Source organism: Enterobacter sp. TCD1-1 (assembly GCF_020567405.1).
In the GTDB taxonomy this organism is placed as follows: Bacteria; Pseudomonadota; Gammaproteobacteria; order Enterobacterales; family Enterobacteriaceae; genus Enterobacter; species Enterobacter quasiroggenkampii.
Genome location: NZ_JAJCXF010000001.1, coordinates 231,663 through 248,628 on the forward strand (window position 1 = coordinate 231,663; position 16,966 = coordinate 248,628).

The following is a 16,966-nucleotide window of genomic DNA, read 5'->3' on the forward strand; positions in this document are numbered from 1 at the left end:
CCGATATGCGAAATGGGATCCGTTTTATCACCGTGGCGCTTTTTGCGCTTTGCACACAGGCTCAGGCGGACACCGCGCTGGGCGAAATTAACATTCGGCTCTACGGCAACATTGTCGATTTTACCTGCGTTGCCGAGGGGAGCGACAGCGACAAGACCGTTACGCTGGGCACCTGGCCCACGAAACAGCTCAGCACGACCGGGAGCCGCACGCAGCCCATGCCGTTTACGCTGAAGCTGACCGGCTGTCCGCCGGGGGCGGCGTCCATTACGTTTTCGGGCAAAGCCGACGGGAGCAATAACGGATTGCTGGCGCTGAACGACGCCAGTACAGCGAGCCGTGTTGCGGTAGAGATCAGGGATGCGGATAAAACGCGTCTGGCTCTCCAGCAGGCCAGCCAGCCGGTCTCGGTTGATGCGCAGGGGAATGCAACATTGTCGTTTTATGCCAATTATATTGCCACTGCAGATAACCCTCAGCCCGGACGAGCCGATGCGGATGCCACCTTTATGATTAACTATAATTAGCACTGACCGCACTCCCTGCAGCTCAGATAAGCTGCAGGGAGTGAATTCAGGTTAAAGCAGCTCGTGCGCTTTGGCGTAATCAATTAATTCCACGATGCTTTGCACACCCAGTTTGGAATAAATATTGGATTTATGCGCGCTAATGGTTTTGTTGCTTAATAGTAGCTGTTCAGCAATTTCCTTATTGGATAATCCATTCGCCAGATACCGTAATACCGTGACCTCGCGATTCGATAATGGCATATCGACAGCCATCCCTTTCCCTGAACCCAAATGGTTTATAAAGTTCAGCGTTTCCGACGGGAAAAAGGAATAGCCCATCAGGATCATTTCTACGGCGTTGTAGATCTCACCCAAATCTTTACGTTTACTGACGAAGCCATTTGCCCCGGCGCGAATAGCGCGACCCGCGTAAAATAACTCTGATTTAGACGAGAGGAACAGAACCTTAATGTCTTTGTTTAAGTTTCTGATTCTCTTGAGTAAAGCGAAAGCATCCGTGCCCGTGAGTTCAATGTCAAGGATCACCAGATCGATAGGGTGATTACGGATACAGTCAAGAACTTCATGGCTATCGCCAGACTTGAGCTTGACTGTGATATTCTTATTTTTCTGTAGCAGGACTTCTATCGACATTCTGACGATAGGATGTTCGTCCATAATGATAACGGATGCCGGTTTCATTTTTAATGCCTCAGATTGTTAAAAGCGTTATGCAGAGTTTGGTAAAACTCTCGAAATGCCGGAAGGATATAATGTGCAGATCCCTATACCGTAGTATTTCCCTGGAAAGAGCGAAAGCATCCTTGTTTACGTAATGAAAAGAACTATGCCTCAGCGCGGTCATCTCATTTGGCTGGTGTTGGCAAAAAGGTTTTTCTTATTCAGATTTGGTACGCATCTTATTATACAGGGTAAGTTTTTTCCGAAAACCCTGTAAATTAATATCCGCTTATGGGTTTGTATTATCTTCTGGATCTGAATCGCTATTTTTTTAAATTTAGCGGAAATATCCTGTTATCTCATTTACCGCATATTTTCATCTTTATGTAATAACAAAAAATAACACATATCTCTTTATGTTGATCAATTGTTAACAAAAATACGCATCATTCAGGGGGACAAACCCACGCTGATGAGGACAACAATTGCCCTCGCAGGCCGTCAGACCTTCATCTGAAAGCGCGCAGGTTGACCCGAAGGCCCACATCTCATGCACAGGAGAACATGCTATCCGCTTCGCTTTTTCCTCCTGAGCGTTCCCGCTAACCTGCTTGTTTTTACATCATTATCATCTTGTTAACGCTGTCTGCATTCACTTAACGGATGGAGGAAAGTGCTGCCGTTCGTTCAATTTGTGGCATTTCGCAAGGTTCGCGGCCATAAATTAGGAATAGTTATAATTTCGACTTTATTGTTAAAAATTAACATTTTTGAAACACAAATGGTAAGTAAATTCCTAAAGCGCTTTAGGAAATAAGGGGTTAGGACGTGAGTGTAAACGTGCAGTCTGAGAGGTTATTAAGAAGGTGAAGTAATTCCTGCCGATGACTCAGCCCCAGTTTCACCAGGATGCAGCTGAGACGATAGATAATGCGGCTATAGGGACGATTCTGCATAAGGGCAATCTGACGTAACGTCTTGCCCCGGGAAAGTTCCTGCAGGATCGGCCATTCGTTGCGGGAGAACCAGTCTTTGTCGGAGCCCTGTGGGGGGCGAGTATCCAGCAGGCTGTGCTGGAGTGCTGCGGCGTTCAGCTGGCGTTCGAGCACATGAAAAGGACCCGCCGCTTTGCAGAAGAGGCGAGTGTCGTAATTATCGGCCCGGACTAACAGCCAGGGCGTAAGGAAAGGCGGAAACAGGCTGTGGCGTCTCAACTGATCCAGTTTCTCCAGAAGCCCCGTGGACCGGCTTTCAATATCCACGACCAGACGGGCAGAGGGCCACTGCGTCTGCGCGACAAGGGCGTCATCCAGCGTGGCGTAGTCACAGCAGCTGCTCAGCGGGAACTGCCCGTTGAGAAAACCGGTGCGCAGATAGTGATCCTCCGTCACCAGAAGGATAAACGGGGCGTCTGTTTTGCGGGGCTGGCTGATGGACTGGCTCAAGAATTCGAGCCGGTCGAAAAAGGGGGGAGCAAAAGGTGAGCGCGTAAATCCCAGTGCATCACTTCCTGTACGCCGCCGCCGGTAACGGCGCACTGTCATTCGCATGGTCTCCCTCCTGGAAATGGCGTTTTAATCCTCCGGCCATGTCCAGGACGGCCAGTAATATCCCTGGCCGAAGTCTGCGCCTGCCTGCAGTGCCCAGGTACGATCGCGTTCAGTCTCAATACCTTCGATAAGCACTTTCCCGGCAAGCTGAAAGCAAAGGGAAACCAGGTGCCTCAGCGCAGGGGTGTCGCGTAAACGCCAGAATGCTTCCTTGTCTATTTTGATGCCGCTTAACGGGAGTCGACAGGATAAAAACGACTGCACTAAGACGTCATCGATGTCATCCAGCCAGATTGCGTGCCCCCGTCTGCTCAGCTGCTGCAGATTCTGAACCACATGCTGCTTGCGCGCGACAGACAGCGCCAAAAAAGCCGCAGGGTCGACAAACTCAATATTGAGCGGCACGCAGGGGAGTCTGATAAGACGCTGAAAGGACGCAGGCTCTGTCAGGACAGTTATCGGCAGATTAATAAAAAGGTTATGACCGTGCGGCGTATTTTTTAACGTGGCAAGCTGCGCTTCAAGCAGCGTTATCGACCACTCAGCGGACCGATCGCAAAAAAAGTCCTCACTGTGCCGCGTGTCGGCCAGAACGCTAAGGACCTCGACGCCAACCTGGCGCAAGGAGGTAAGGGCGACGATGGGCTCAAGCTTAATGCCGACGATGTCCTGAGATAGGTACTGTAACCGGGGGGGCGTATCGATCAGGTTTTGCGCTGTCACTCCATTGTCCTGTTGTCTGTCAGCCTCCAGGCGGCCGGGATACCTGCCTCTAGTGTGACGAGCTGACGTACAGGAAAACAGCAGGCGTTACTTAAATGCAACTAAGCCTTTTCGCAGCGCTAAATTTTACGGTAAAACGGGGATAAATGTTGAGAAAATAGCCGTATTTACAATCGGCTAGCGGTAATTGCTCCTTAAAACGGAAAAGGCATTGACTCACCTGCCATTGACCGTATAATTCTTCGCGTTTCACCGCCGCGAAGTACACGCTTCTCAGTGCGCCCTTAGCTCAGTTGGATAGAGCAACGGCCTTCTAAGCCGTAGGTCGTAGGTTCGAATCCTACAGGGCGTGCCATTTCATTTCATAGAGTTACGCCTCACTCACATCCTCCTGATTTCCGTTGTGGGACATATTTGGGACATCGACCCTAAAATTTATCGGTCATGAAGGACATTTATGTGGTATCTACTCGCAATTTCGCTTGCCGCACTTTCCCTTAATAAAAGCCTGGCTTACCTGCTGCTGGGATTAACGGCATTTCTCGGCTGGAAACAGAGCATTCTTGACGCCCCGGCGCTGCTGGTTATTGCATCAATCGTTATTGGCTGGTCTGTTGTTGAATGGCTACGTAATAAAGATGATAAATATACTTATCTGATTGAAGGCCTGTGCGTGGTCATCGCCGTTGCCCTGGTTATGCATGTGCTCCCGGGCTTCCATAATCCCAAAGTGCTGGATGCTGTCGTCGTTGGTCCGCAAAGCATACCGTTCAGTATGTACTTTAATATGGACAAGGCGGTGGTGCCGTTCTTTTTAATTACGTGCATGCCAACGCTATTCGTAGCAAAACCCCTCTATAAAATTGGCAAGCTCAGCTGGGGAATATTGGTACTTGCGGTACCCGCGCTGTTACTTCTGGCTGTGGCGTTGGGCGGGCTGAGAATTGAACCACATGCGCCAGAATGGTTCGCGCAATTTGCCCTTGCGAATATTTTCTTCGTCTCTTTGGCCGAGGAAGCCCTGTTCAGAGGCTATCTGCAGCAGCGCTTGTCCCGGATCGTTCACCCTGTCGTGGCGTTGTTGATTGCCTCAGTCATCTTTGGGCTGATGCATTATAGCGGCGGTTTACTACTGATTATTTTTGCCAGCCTCGCCGGCATTATTTACGGCCTGGCGTGGATGTGGAGCGGCAGGCTCTGGGTTGCAACGTTATTCCATTTTGGGCTGAATTGCGTGCATTTATTGTTCTTCACCTATCCTGTGTATGCCCCTCATACGGCTATGTAATGCTTTTTAAATGAGTAGCCTAATAAATTTAGCTACCTCCGGATAAGCATAAAAAGCCCCCGCAATATCGGGGCTTTTTTATATCTGCCGGAAGCGCGAATAACAGATTTACCTTCGCGCCATAATGAATAGAAGGCTAATGAATTTCGTTGTTGGCAGGCTTAAGGTTTTCTTAATCTAGAAATTATCTCGCATTAAAATTTGGATTTTTATCATTACAAAATCTGCTAAAAAGAAATTTTACACTTTTACGCGTAAACTGGATTGATACTAATTATCATTAGCGTTGTTGTATGCTTTAATCCTGTCCCACAAAGCTATGAGTGGTTACTCCCGTTGGTCTATTAAGGATATGTTCATGAATTCTCGCCTGCTGTCCTGCTTCTCGCTTGCCTTGTTGTCTTCATCCCTTTTCCTTTCCACACAATCGGTTGCCGCCGATAACAACGACGGTATCGTTGTCTATAACGCGCAGCATGAAAACCTGGTGAAGTCGTGGGTTGACGGTTTTACCAAAGAAACCGGGATTAAAGTGACTTTGCGTAATGGTGATGACAGCGAGCTGGGTAACCAGCTGGTTCAGGAAGGTAGCGCATCGCCGGCAGACGTATTCCTGACGGAAAACTCGCCATCCATGGTGCTGGTGGATAACGCCAACCTGTTTGCACCGCTGGATGCCGACACTCTGAAGCAGGTACCGGCAGAGTATCGTCCGGCGCACGGCCGCTGGATCGGCATTGCCGCCCGCAGCACCGTATTCGTCTATAACCCGGCGAAGCTGAGCGAACAGCAGCTGCCTAAATCGCTGATGGATCTGGCGAAACCCGAGTGGAAAGGCCGCTGGGCGGCATCTCCTTCAGGCGCGGATTTCCAGGCCATCGTGAGCGCGATGCTGGCCCTGAAAGGCGAAAAAGCCACCCTGGAATGGCTCAAGGCGATGAAAGCCAACTTCGTTGCCTATAAAGGTAACAGCACTGTGATGAAAGCGGTCAATGCTGGTCAGATTGATGGCGGGGTGATTTATCACTACTACCGCTTTGTCGATCAGTCCAAAACCGGTGAAAACAGCAAAAACACCCAGCTCTACTACTTCAAACACCAGGACCCGGGCGCGTTCGTAAGCCTTTCTGGCGGTGGCGTGCTGGCGTCCAGCAAACACAAAGCGCAGGCGCAGGCCTTCATCAAATACATTACCGGCAAAGAAGGTCAGGAAAGTCTGCGTACCAACAACGCCTTTGAATACGCCGTGGGTGTGAACGCGGCCTCTAACCCGAAACTGGTTCCGCTGAAAGATCTTGATGCGCCGAAAGTTGAACCTTCAACGCTCAACAGTAAGAAAGTTATCGAGCTGATGACGCAAGCCGGTCTGCTGTGATCCTGAGAGTGAAGTGAACGTCTTATGTCTGGTCTGAGTCTCGACATCGGAAAAAACAGAGTGCAGGAGCCTGCCCGCAGGCGTCCTGCACTGCCGATGGTTGCGTTAGCTGTCTTGTTTTCATTACTGGCGCTTCTGCCTTTGGGTTTTATCATTGCCATTGGCATTGAGACGGGCTGGGAAACGATAAAGGCGCTGGTGTTTCGCCCGCGTGTGGCTGAGCTGCTCAGCAACACGCTGTGGCTGACGGCTTTAGCGGTTCCGCTGTGTATCGTGACGGGCGTGGCGATAGCCTGGCTCACCGAGCGCACGCAGCTTGCCGGTCGTGGAATTTGGTCTGCACTGGCGGTCGCCCCGCTGGCGATCCCCGCGTTTGTGCAAAGTTATGCCTGGGTGAGCGTTGTTCCGTCCATGCACGGGCTCTCCGCGGGGGTGTTTCTCTCCGTTCTGGCCTACTATCCCTTTATCTACATGCCGGTTGCGGCGGTGCTGCGCCGCCTTGACCCGACGCTCGAAGATGTGGCCGCATCGCTCGGCACCCCGCCGTGGCGGGTCTTTTTCCGCGTGGTGCTGCCCCAGCTCAAGCTGGCTATCTGCGGCGGCGCGCTGCTGGTGGCGCTGCACCTGCTGGCGGAATATGGCCTGTACGTGATGATCCGCTTTGATACCTTCACCACGGCAATTTATGACCAGTTTCAGTCTACCTTCAGCGGCCCGGCAGCAAACATGCTGGCGGGCGTGCTGGCGTTATGCTGCCTGGCTATCTTAGTGCTGGAAGGCGTGACGCGTGGAAAGGCACGCTACGCGCGCATTGGCGCCGGTGCCGCGCGCGAACAGAAACGCTGGCCGCTGAAGCCTGCGGCTGCCGCGTTGGGGCAGCTGTTTTTCATCGTGCTGATCGTGCTGGCGCTGGGCGTGCCGTTAGTTGTCCTGTGTCGCTGGATTTGGCTCGGCGGTGTGGAAAACTGGATGAGCGCCGATCTCTGGCACTCGCTGCGCCAGACGCTGATGCTCGGCGTGGGCGGCGCGCTGCTGACGACGACGTGCGTGATCCCCATTGCGTGGCTCGGTATCCGCTATCCGCATCGTATCTTCCGGATGCTGGAAGGGTGCATCTATATCACCAGTTCGCTGCCGGGCATTGTCACGGCGCTGGCCCTGGTCACCGTCACCATTCACTACGCCCGTCCCATTTACCAGACGGAAATAACCCTGTTCCTTGCCTATCTGCTGATGTTTATGCCCCGTGCGCTTATCAACCTGCGGGCGGGAATTGCGCAGGCACCGGTTGAGCTGGAAAACGTGGCGCGCAGCCTTGGCAGCACGCCCGCGAAGGCGCTCTGGAGCGTCACGATGCGGCTTGCCGCACCGGGTGCGGCGGCGGGAGCCGCGCTGGTTTTCCTCGGCGTCAGCAACGAGTTGACCGCCACGCTGTTGCTCTCTCCCCTGGGCACGCGCACGCTCTCCACCGGATTCTGGGCACTGACCAGCGAAATTGATTATGTGGCAGCGGCACCTTACGCGATGCTGATGATCCTGATTTCCCTCCCGCTGACCGCCATTCTCTATATGCAGTCGAAGAAAATTGCAGGGCTATGACATGCTTGAATTAACCGCCATTTCTAAATCGTTTGCTGATGTGCAGGTGCTCGACAGCTTAAACCTGAGCGTTGCGCCGGGGAGCAGAACGGCCATTGTCGGGCCGTCGGGGTCAGGGAAAACCACGCTGCTGCGTATTCTTGCCGGGTTTGAGACGCCCGACACCGGACGTATTGTCATGCAGGGAAGAACGCTGTTTGATGAAAACCGTTTTGTCCCTGCCCACCAGCGCGGGATCGGTTTTGTGCCGCAGGAGGGCGCGCTGTTCCCGCATCTCAACGTGGCAGACAACATTGCCTGGGGGCTGGACGGGACCCGCCACGAGAAGCGCCAGCGCGTTGAGGCGCTGATGGAGATGGTCTCGCTGGACAGGCAGCTCGCCACGCACTGGCCCCACGAGATTTCCGGCGGACAGCAGCAGCGTGTGGCGCTTGCTCGTGCGCTGGCCCAGCGTCCTTCACTGATGCTGCTGGATGAGCCGTTCTCGGCGCTGGATACCGGCCTGCGCGCGATGACGCGTAAGGCAACGGCCGATCTGCTGGCCGAAGCGGGCGTGGCCTCGATTCTGGTCACCCACGACCAGAACGAAGCGTTGTCTTTTGCCACGCAGGTTGCCGTCATGCGTTCCGGACGTTTCACGCAGGTCGGGACGCCTTATGAGGTTTATACCCGTCCCGTTGACGAAGAGACGGCACTGTTTCTTGGTGATGCGCTAATCCTGCCTGCGCAGCTCACCGCGGGCTACGCCTTGTGCGCCCTGGGTGAGGTGCCCACGGACAACGCGCAGGCGACAGGGCAGGGCAGAGTGATGCTGCGCCCGGAGCAGCTTAGCGTGACGGCATGTGCCTCACATGAAAGCCCAATCTCCATTCTTGATGTGGATTTTACCGGCCACCTGTCGACGCTCACCCTTGGGCTCGCCGGGCAGCACGAGCCCGTGACCCTGAAGACCGTCAGCCAGCCAGGATGGAACCCGGGCACGGCGGTACGCATTGATATTGCTGGCGCCGCGCGCGTATTCGACTATTCTTAATATTCGTTAGTAATTTCATGCAAAGGGTTGTTATAAAACAATTTTCCTGAACCTATGGCATTTCCTGAGATTCTCTACCATGCTCATAAAACCTCACCACAATGCGTGAGGTTTTTCGTAGTTGCTGCTTAATCTCAAGGAAAAAAGTTATGAAAAAGACGACTGCTATTTTGTTGGGAACGGCGTTACTGTTTACGACCAATGCTTTTGCTGCCCAACTGCTGACTAAAAATGAGTTCAAAAAAGTCGAGTCTCAGTATCAAAAAATCGGTACGGTAAGCACTTCAAATGAAGTATCGGTTGATGATGCAAAAAAAGAACTGATTGAGAAAGCCGATAAGCAAGGCGCGGATGTTCTGGTGCTCACCTCAGGGAACACCAACAATAAAATTCACGGTACGGCCAATATCTACAAGAAAAAATAACGTCATTGCAGCCACCCCGAAACGGGGTGGTTGTTCCTCACCCTGTCTCCCCATCTCTTCTTGTTGTTCGCAGTTACGCTTGCTAACGCATAGATAATGCGTATAGTTCTCATTTGCATTGCTATCAATACATTCTAAGGCCCGACAACGGGTCATTTTTGCGCGCACTTTCAAATGAGTTAACGATGAACAACACCAACATACACAAAACGCTGCTGGCGCTCGCCGTTGGCGCGGTAACACATTCCGCCTTCGCAGCGGACGATCAAAAAGAAGATACTCTCGTCGTGCAGGCTAAGCCTGCCAGCGAGTTCAAACCCGGTGGCGATCGGCTGGTACCGGCCTTCCTCGACGGACAGGTGGCAAACGGCGGACGCATGGGGATGCTGGGCCAGCAGAACGCCATGGACGTACCGTTCAACATCATCAGCTACACCTCAAAGCTGGTGGAAGATCAGCAGGCGAAAACTATTGCTGACGTAGTCGCCAACGATGCGGGCGTGCAGTTCGTCCAGGGTTTCGGCAACAGCGCGGAAACCTACCGTATCCGTGGTCTGAAGTTCGACGGTGACGACATGACCTTTGGCGGTCTGTCCGGCGTGCTGCCGCGGCAGGTGGTGGATACGCAGATGGTTGAGCGGATTGAGATCTTCAAAGGGGCAAACGCCCTGATGAACGGCGCGGCGAGCTCCGGCGTGGGCGGGATGATCAACCTTGAGCCAAAACATGCGGGCGAACTCCCGCAGGCGAAAGTGGGCGTCGACTACACCTCAGATTCTCAAATTGGCACCACGCTGGATGCGGGCCGTCGCTACGGCGACAACGACCAGTTTGGCGCGCGGGTGAACCTGGTGCACCGCGAAGGGGAAACCGGCATACCGAACGATCGCCGCCGCACCACGCTGCTCTCTACCGGCCTGGATTACAGCGGTGACCGCTTCCGCACCTCGCTGGATCTGGGCTATCAGAAGAAAACCTTCCACGGCAGCCCAACCAGCGTCAACATTTCGGCGGTGGATTTCGTGCCCGAACCGCCAAAAAACGATCGCAACTTCTCGCAGAAGTGGGCCTACAGCAATATCGAAAACGAGTTCGGGATGTGGCGCAGCGAGTACGACATCACCGACGGCTGGACCGCCTATACCGGGCTTGGCGCGCAGCACGCGCACGAGGAAGGGATCTACAGCGCGCCGAAGCTGGTGGATAAAAGCGGTAAGGCAACGGTCAGCCGCCTTGATACCAACCGCATCAGCGATTCCGTCAGCGGCATGGCGGGCATTCGCGGTAATTTCAATACTGGTTTCGTCTCGCACAAGGTCAACGTTGGCTATTCGGCGATGACCAAAAACGAAAAAATTGCGTGGAAAATGTCGGCGACGAAGGATAACCCGACGACCAACATCTACCACAACACCGGCGTGGATATGCCGGACAGCAGCAACTTCAACGGTTCAGGCGGGAAGTACAGCGATCCGCTGACCAGCGGACGCACCCGTACCCAGGGCTGGCTGTTGAGCGATACCCTGGGCGTGCTGGACGACAAACTGCTGTTCACCGCTGGCGCACGCCACCAGAAAGTGGTCATTCGCGGGTATAACAAAATTACCGGTGCGGAAAACGCGGCAGACGGCTTCGACGGCAGCCGCTGGATGCCAACCTACGGCGTGGTCTACAAGCCGTGGGAGGAAATCTCCCTCTATGCTAACCATACCGAAGCGCTGCAGCCGGGCAAAACCGCGCCTAATACCGCCACCAACTACGGCCAGAGCACCGGTATCGTTCACTCTAAGCAGAACGAAGTGGGCGTAAAGGCGGACTTTGGCCGCGTAGGCGGATCGCTTGCGCTGTTTGAAATCAAGATGCCGTCGGCGATCCTCGATGACAGCGGCCACTATGGCCTGGATGCTGAACAGCGTAACCGCGGCGTGGAACTGAACATTTTCGGCGAACCCATGCTCGGGATGCGCCTCAACGCCAGCGCCACCTGGCTGCAGGCCGAGCTGACCAAAACCAAAAATGGTGTCAATCAGGGTAACGATGCGATCGGTATTCCGAACTTTTACGCTGTATTGGGTGCAGAGTATGACATCAAGCCGATTGATGGCCTGACGGCGACCGCCCGCGTCAACCACTCCGGTGCGCAGTACGCTGACCTGGCAAACACCAAAAAGCTGGACAGCTACACCACGCTGGATCTGGGGATGCGCTATCGCTTCGCGGTGAACCACAATGCAAACCAGATGACGGTGCGCGCGGGCATCGACAACGTGACCAATGAAAACTACTGGGCCAGCGTGGATGATTCCGGTACCTACATCACGCAGGGCGAACCGCGTACCTTTAAGATCGCGGTTGGCTACGAATTCTAAGCGTTCCATCTCGTTATCCGGGGCAGGGATGCCCCAATCCCTTGCTACCTCCAGCATGAAGTGTTAAAACGTGCCCCTTCTAAAAAAGAGACAGGGGTAGGACGTGAAAGACGCGTCATCCGCTTCAGGCCATGGTAGCGCCGAAGCCTCGTCGGATCAGAATCCGACGCTGCAACGTGGTTTGCAAAATCGACATATTCAGTTAATTGCCCTTGGCGGCGCAATCGGTACCGGGCTCTTTCTCGGCATCGGCCCCGCTATTCAGATGGCGGGCCCGGCGGTGCTGCTGGGTTACGGTATCGCCGGGATTATCGCCTTCCTGATCATGCGCCAGCTCGGCGAGATGGTTGTTGAAGAGCCGGTGTCAGGCTCCTTCGCGCACTTTGCTTATAAATACTGGGGCCCGTTTGCCGGCTTCCTGTCCGGCTGGAACTACTGGGTGATGTTCGTGCTGGTGGGGATGGCGGAGCTGACCGCCGCAGGCATCTATATGCAGTACTGGCTGCCGGATGTCCCGACGTGGATCTGGGCGGCGGCCTTCTTCATCATTATCAACGCCGTTAATCTCGTCAACGTCCGCCTGTATGGCGAAACCGAGTTCTGGTTTGCGCTGATCAAGGTACTGGCGATTATCGGCATGATCGGCTTTGGCCTGTGGCTGCTGTTCTCAGGCCACGGCGGCGAGCGCGCCACGATCGACAACCTGTGGCAGCACGGCGGTTTCCTCGCCACCGGCTGGAAAGGGCTGATCCTCTCCCTGGCGGTGATCATGTTCTCCTTCGGCGGACTGGAGCTGATTGGCATTACCGCTGCTGAAGCGCGCGACCCGCATAAAAGCATTCCAAAAGCGGTTAACCAGGTGGTGTACAGGATTCTGCTGTTCTACATCGGCTCGCTGGTGGTGCTGCTGGCGCTCTATCCTTGGGTAGAAGTGAAGTCCGACAGCAGCCCGTTCGTGATGATTTTCCACGATCTGAACAGCAACGTGGTCGCCTCTGCGCTGAACTTCGTCATTCTGGTGGCGTCGCTGTCGGTCTATAACAGCGGCGTATACTCCAACAGCCGTATGCTGTTTGGCCTCTCCGTTCAGGGCAACGCACCGCGCTTCTTAACCCGCGTCAGCCGTCGCGGTGTGCCGGTGAACTCCTTGTTACTGTCAGGTGCCATCACGTCGCTGGTGGTGCTGATCAACTACCTGCTGCCGAAAGAGGCCTTTGGCCTGCTGATGGCGCTGGTTGTCGCCACGCTGCTGCTGAACTGGATCATGATCTGCCTGGCGCACCTGCGATTCCGCGCCGCGATGCGCCGCAAGGGGCGCGAAACGCAGTTCAAAGCGCTGCTTTACCCGGCGGGGAACTACCTCTGTATCGCTTTCCTGGGGCTGATTCTGGTGCTGATGTGCACCATGGATGAGATGCGCCTCTCGGCGATGCTGCTGCCGGTGTGGGTGGTGTTCCTGTTTATTGCTTTTAAGCTCTCGCGCAAAAAGTAGCGCGGTTTTCTCCCTCTCCCTGTGGGAGAGGGCACCAGACCACACTTGCCTTCATGCCCGGTGGCGCTTCGCTTACCGGGCCTACAAAATCAAAGTAGGCCGGGTAAGGCGAAGCCGCCACCCGGCAACCCACCTCACCGATGCTGAGGAGTCAACGAGCGAATATCATTCCCCGTCGGCGACTGGTGAATACGCAGACCAAATTCATCCACCACCGCGAAAATATGGTCGAAGATGTCGGCCTGAATCTCCTCATATTCTGCCCAGACCACGGTATTGGTGAAGGCATATATTTCAATCGGCAAGCCATTCGCATCAGGCGCTAGCTGGCGCACCATCAGCGTCATATCTTTACGAATACGCGGGTGGTTGCGCAGATATTCGTTCAGGTAGGCGCGGAAGGTGCCGATATTGGTCATCTTGCGCAGGTTTAATACCGATTCCCCTTCACCGTTCTGCTGATTCCACAGGTTAATTTCCTCATGACGTGCGGCCAGATAAGGCTTCAGCAGTTTCGCCTGAATGAGCTTCTGCTGTTCCTGCTCGTCGAGGAAATGAATGCTGGTGGTATCAATGTTCAGGCTGCGCTTAATGCGTCGCCCGCCGGAGGCCGACATACCGCTCCAGTTGATAAAGGCGTCGGAGACCAGCGCCCACGTCGGAATGGTCGTAATCGTATTATCGAAATTGCGCACTTTCACGGTGGTCAGGCCGATGTCCGTCACCGTGCCGTTGGCACCGTATTTCGGCATCTCCAGCCAGTCGCCGAGCTTGAGCATGTCGTTGGCAGAAAGCTGAATACCCGCCACAAGTCCGAGTATCGGGTCTTTAAACACCAGCATCAGGACGGCGGCCATGGCACCCAGACCGCTGATCAGAATCGCCGGGGACTGGCCAATCAGCAGGGAGATAACCAGTATCCCCACCAGGATGGCGCTCACCAGCTTGATACCCTGGAAAATCCCTTTCAGCGGCAGCTGTGACGCGGTAGCCATTTTCTGCGACAGATTGAAAATCACGTCCAGCAGCGAGAAGAAGGAGAGCAGGGCATACACCATCACCCACAGCTTCGCGCAGGTGGTGAGTATTTCCGCCGCTTCGCTGCCCTTTTGCAGCCACAGTACCGCCTGGACGTTGACAAATATCCCCTGCAGGGTAAAGGCCAGACGGTGAAATAATTTATTCTGGGTGATGATCTGCAGCCATAAATGGCTGCTGGCCTGCGCGCGTTTTTCGAATGCGCGAAGTACCCCTTTGTGTAGAATAAAATGAACGATGATGGCGGTAAGAAAAATAATACCAAAGATAATCACTAAAGAGGTGGTGTGATTAATTTCAATGCCTAACTCTTCAACCTGAGCAATCAATTCCTGCATAACGTCTCCTGTATTTTTGCAGCCCCATAATGGCGGCTGCGGATCTATTATGCAAATTCACGAACTTATTTGACGGTCTGGCAGGCCTTTACCACCGGCAGGCACAGGCGATGGCGGATGCGCAGCGTCGCCAGAGCCAGCACCACCATCATGGCTGTTTCCACCATGAGGAAGACGTTAACCGCCTGGGTGTAATCCCCGTGATGGTTTTGAAGCGCGTGCAGCAAAATGGCGCCAAAAATAGCCGGGCCAAGACCCAGCGCGGCCTGCTGCAGGGTGCTTAAAATAGCGCTCGCGGCCCCCGCGTCATCAGGCTGAATGTCGCGCATCCCGATACGGTAGAAACTGTTCACGATCAGCGCCTGCCCGTAGCCCACCAGTCCGGTCGCGGGTGCCAGCGTCAGGGTGGTATTCTCCATGCCCCAAACGCGGAACGTGGCGATCAGCGCCAGCAGGCCGGTAATCTGGATCGCCAGACCCGTCAGCAGGATGGTGCTGGTGCTGTAGCGGGCAATCAGCCGAGGTGCGAACCACGCCGAAACAAAGTAGGTCACGCCCAGGGCGATAAAACTGTTCCCGGACTGCCACGGCGCCATCCCCAGACCGGTTTGCATGGTCAGCGCCATACAGAACATAAACCCGGACCAGACGCTGAAAAAAAGCATCGCAATCAGAATGCCAAAGCGCACGCTGCGAAGCGCAAGCAGGCGCGGCGGGATCAACGGGTGGGCATTCTCACGCTCTTTTTTGCGCGCATTCAGCGCCATCAGCCAGGCCAGCGGGACAAGGGCGAGCAGCATTGCCTTCAGCGGCCAGGACCAGTGCCACTGCGGGCCGAGCGCCATCGGGAACAGCAGGCAGCAAAGCATGATGGCCAGCAACACGGTACCCGGCCAGTCGATGCGTGACGGCGTCTCGCGACGGGTTTCCGGTACGAAGCGGCGGCTCAGCGCCAGCACCACCAGACAAATCGGCACGTTGATAAAGAAGGCGTTACGCCAGCCCAGCCCGGCGATATCCGCCGATACCAGCCAGCCGCCGCCCATCTGCCCGACGATAAACGCAATCCCGCCGATGCCGCCGAACAGGCTGATGGCTTTAGCATGCGCCGTACCTTTGAGCGTCACGTGCAGCGTGGCAAGAATTTGCGGCATGATCAGTGCGGCACCTGCGCCCTGAACGATGCGCGCGGCGAGCAGCTGTTCAATGTTCCCCGCTATTCCGCACAGCAGCGAGGCCAGGCCAAAGCTCGCCACACCCCACATGAACAGACGGCGACGGCCAAAATTATCCCCCAGCTTGCTGCCGAGCGCGAGGCAGACGGCAAAGGCCACGCCGTAGAGCGCGACGATGAGCTCCAGTTCGGTGGCGGTAGCGTGCAGTGAATGGGTAATGGCGTCCAGCGCCACGTTGGTGATTGAGGTATCAATCATCGGCAGCATCTGGCCGGTTAACAGCAATATCAGGCCAGCGCGACCCGGTGAAACAACTGACGTATTCATGGTAACTCCATTGCGTCATTCAACAGATGGTCGTAGCATCTACCATCAGATAAACGGGTACCAGTTCTTACTTATACTGGTACTGGCACTACCATGCAGGGGGATTTATGGCGCTGATGTCTGAACCTGTCGTCTCACTTCAGGATGACACCCGAAAACAGCTCGGGGCATTTTTACGCGCCCGGCGTGAAAGCCTCGATCCGCAGCGTCTCGGCTTGCCGCGCAGCGGTCGTCGCCGCACGCCGGGTCTGCGCCGGGAAGAGGTGGCGATGCTTGCTGACGTGGGCGTGACCTGGTACACCTGGCTTGAGCAGGGCAGGGACGTCAATCCGTCCAGCGCGGTGATGGCGGCCGTGGCAAAAGCGCTGCAATGCACCCCGACCGAGGCCCGGCACCTGTTTGTGTTAGCGGGTTTGCCGCCGGGTGAAGCACCGCAGGCGGTCTGCTGTGAAGGCATCAGCGAAGGCACCCGACGCCTGCTGGATACGCTGATGCCGAAACCCGCGAGCATTCAAAAACCGAACTTCGATATTGTGGCCTGGAACGACAGCTTCGGGCATCTGATGGGCGTCGATTTCAATGACATCCCTCCCGAAGATCGCAACTGTATTTATCTGTTCCTCACGCATCCGGCGTGGCGCGCGCGCCTCGGCAGACGCGACGACGTGCTGCCCATCTTTGTCTCCTATTTCCGGGCGGCGATGGCCGAACACCGGGGTGACCCACTGTGGGAGGCCAAACTGGCGCGCTTCTTTGCGGTGTCCGAAGAGTTCAAAACCCTGTGGCACCAGCGCAACGACGTGCGCGGCGTGGAGAACCAGCTCAAGCTGTTTACCCATCCCGAGCTGGGGGATTTTACGCTGCAGCAGATGTACTGGTATTCCGCGCCGCGAAACGGATCGCGGCTGCTGGTGTATCTGCCGGTGGATGAAGCGGGAGAGCGGGCGATGGAGTGGCTGGCAGCGCAGGGAAAGTAAGTTTTTTGCGAGGGGCTTTCATGTAATCAAAGCGGATCCGGTTCTGTCTGTTAAAAACGGATAAGGT

At 55.1% G+C, this 16,966-nt stretch carries 14 protein-coding genes and 1 tRNA gene; 10 read left to right on the forward strand and 5 right to left on the reverse strand.

The features are described 5' to 3' along the window. Positions 1-5: 5 nt before the first annotated feature. On the forward strand, positions 6-527 hold the full coding sequence (gene sfmF, locus LJA86_RS01125) for a fimbria assembly protein (RefSeq protein WP_045909722.1): 522 nt from the start codon (positions 6-8) through the stop codon (positions 525-527). Between the two features lie 51 nt (positions 528-578). Here sfmF and fimZ read toward each other — a convergent pair whose 3' ends face one another. The 3 genes from fimZ to LJA86_RS01140 form a co-directional block, all read right to left on the reverse strand. Beyond that, positions 579-1,211 carry a fimbria biosynthesis transcriptional regulator FimZ gene (gene fimZ, locus LJA86_RS01130; RefSeq protein WP_008499339.1) on the reverse strand — a complete coding sequence of 211 codons (633 nt, stop codon included), beginning with the start codon at positions 1,209-1,211 and terminating at the stop codon, positions 579-581. A gap of 800 nt (positions 1,212-2,011) precedes the next feature. After that, positions 2,012-2,740, reverse strand: a complete 729-nt coding sequence (locus tag LJA86_RS01135) for a helix-turn-helix transcriptional regulator (RefSeq protein ID WP_048225963.1) — start codon at positions 2,738-2,740, stop codon at positions 2,012-2,014. A gap of 24 nt (positions 2,741-2,764) precedes the next feature. After that, on the reverse strand, positions 2,765-3,463 hold the full coding sequence (locus tag LJA86_RS01140) for an EAL domain-containing protein (RefSeq protein ID WP_048030152.1): 699 nt from the start codon (positions 3,461-3,463) through the stop codon (positions 2,765-2,767). Between the two features lie 278 nt (positions 3,464-3,741). Between LJA86_RS01140 and LJA86_RS01145 the strand changes: the two genes are divergently transcribed. From LJA86_RS01145 to pheP, 8 genes are all read left to right on the forward strand, one after another. Continuing rightward, positions 3,742-3,818 (forward strand) — tRNA-Arg (locus tag LJA86_RS01145). Positions 3,819-3,920: 102 nt separating this feature from the next. Further along, on the forward strand, positions 3,921-4,751 hold the full coding sequence (locus LJA86_RS01150) for a CPBP family intramembrane glutamic endopeptidase (protein ID WP_229225384.1): 831 nt from the start codon (positions 3,921-3,923) through the stop codon (positions 4,749-4,751). 358 nt (positions 4,752-5,109) lie between these two features. Then, entirely contained in the window at positions 5,110-6,126 is a 1,017-nt protein-coding gene (locus LJA86_RS01155) for an iron ABC transporter substrate-binding protein (protein WP_048026887.1), read from the forward strand. 24 nt (positions 6,127-6,150) lie between these two features. Then, complete coding sequence (locus LJA86_RS01160; RefSeq protein WP_045416623.1) at positions 6,151-7,725, forward strand: ABC transporter permease; 1,575 nt, start codon at positions 6,151-6,153, stop codon at positions 7,723-7,725. A gap of 1 nt (position 7,726) precedes the next feature. Next, positions 7,727-8,758: an ABC transporter ATP-binding protein gene (locus LJA86_RS01165; RefSeq protein ID WP_196364922.1), complete on the forward strand. Its 1,032-nt coding sequence runs from the start codon at positions 7,727-7,729 to the stop codon at positions 8,756-8,758. A 149-nt stretch (positions 8,759-8,907) separates the two neighbouring features. After that, positions 8,908-9,183, forward strand: coding sequence for a DUF1471 family periplasmic protein YahO (yahO, locus tag LJA86_RS01170; RefSeq protein ID WP_021241596.1), 276 nt, complete (start codon positions 8,908-8,910; stop codon positions 9,181-9,183). Between the two features lie 185 nt (positions 9,184-9,368). Further along, on the forward strand, positions 9,369-11,552 hold the full coding sequence (locus LJA86_RS01175) for a TonB-dependent receptor (RefSeq protein ID WP_229225385.1): 2,184 nt from the start codon (positions 9,369-9,371) through the stop codon (positions 11,550-11,552). A 103-nt stretch (positions 11,553-11,655) separates the two neighbouring features. Further along, on the forward strand, positions 11,656-13,044 hold the full coding sequence (gene pheP / locus LJA86_RS01180) for a phenylalanine transporter (RefSeq protein WP_045909674.1): 1,389 nt from the start codon (positions 11,656-11,658) through the stop codon (positions 13,042-13,044). Positions 13,045-13,178: 134 nt separating this feature from the next. Here pheP and LJA86_RS01185 read toward each other — a convergent pair whose 3' ends face one another. Together LJA86_RS01185 and LJA86_RS01190 are read right to left on the reverse strand one after the other, a co-directional pair. Then, on the reverse strand, positions 13,179-14,420 hold the full coding sequence (locus LJA86_RS01185) for a mechanosensitive ion channel family protein (RefSeq protein WP_229225399.1): 1,242 nt from the start codon (positions 14,418-14,420) through the stop codon (positions 13,179-13,181). Between the two features lie 65 nt (positions 14,421-14,485). Next, positions 14,486-15,922, reverse strand: a complete 1,437-nt coding sequence (locus LJA86_RS01190) for an MFS transporter (RefSeq protein ID WP_229225401.1) — start codon at positions 15,920-15,922, stop codon at positions 14,486-14,488. Between the two features lie 107 nt (positions 15,923-16,029). Between LJA86_RS01190 and LJA86_RS01195 the strand changes: the two genes are divergently transcribed. Then, positions 16,030-16,899, forward strand: a complete 870-nt coding sequence (locus tag LJA86_RS01195; RefSeq protein WP_045909671.1) for a helix-turn-helix transcriptional regulator — start codon at positions 16,030-16,032, stop codon at positions 16,897-16,899. Positions 16,900-16,966: the final 67 nt, after the last annotated feature.

Excerpts from the sequence above, each read along its gene's own strand:
- sfmF (WP_045909722.1), top strand. The coding sequence starts at position 6 with ATGCGAAATGGGATCCGTTTTATCACCGTGGCGCTTTTTGCGCTTTGC.
- fimZ (WP_008499339.1), bottom strand. The coding sequence starts at position 1,211 with ATGAAACCGGCATCCGTTATCATTATGGACGAACATCCTATCGTCAGA.
- LJA86_RS01135 (WP_048225963.1), bottom strand. The coding sequence starts at position 2,740 with ATGCGAATGACAGTGCGCCGTTACCGGCGGCGGCGTACAGGAAGTGAT.
- LJA86_RS01150 (WP_229225384.1), top strand. The coding sequence starts at position 3,921 with ATGTGGTATCTACTCGCAATTTCGCTTGCCGCACTTTCCCTTAATAAA.
- LJA86_RS01155 (WP_048026887.1), top strand. The coding sequence starts at position 5,110 with ATGAATTCTCGCCTGCTGTCCTGCTTCTCGCTTGCCTTGTTGTCTTCA.
- LJA86_RS01160 (WP_045416623.1), top strand. The coding sequence starts at position 6,151 with ATGTCTGGTCTGAGTCTCGACATCGGAAAAAACAGAGTGCAGGAGCCT.
- LJA86_RS01165 (WP_196364922.1), top strand. The coding sequence starts at position 7,727 with ATGCTTGAATTAACCGCCATTTCTAAATCGTTTGCTGATGTGCAGGTG.
- yahO (WP_021241596.1), top strand. The coding sequence starts at position 8,908 with ATGAAAAAGACGACTGCTATTTTGTTGGGAACGGCGTTACTGTTTACG.
- LJA86_RS01175 (WP_229225385.1), top strand. The coding sequence starts at position 9,369 with ATGAACAACACCAACATACACAAAACGCTGCTGGCGCTCGCCGTTGGC.
- LJA86_RS01185 (WP_229225399.1), bottom strand. The coding sequence starts at position 14,420 with ATGCAGGAATTGATTGCTCAGGTTGAAGAGTTAGGCATTGAAATTAAT.
- LJA86_RS01190 (WP_229225401.1), bottom strand. The coding sequence starts at position 15,922 with ATGAATACGTCAGTTGTTTCACCGGGTCGCGCTGGCCTGATATTGCTG.
- LJA86_RS01195 (WP_045909671.1), top strand. The coding sequence starts at position 16,030 with ATGGCGCTGATGTCTGAACCTGTCGTCTCACTTCAGGATGACACCCGA.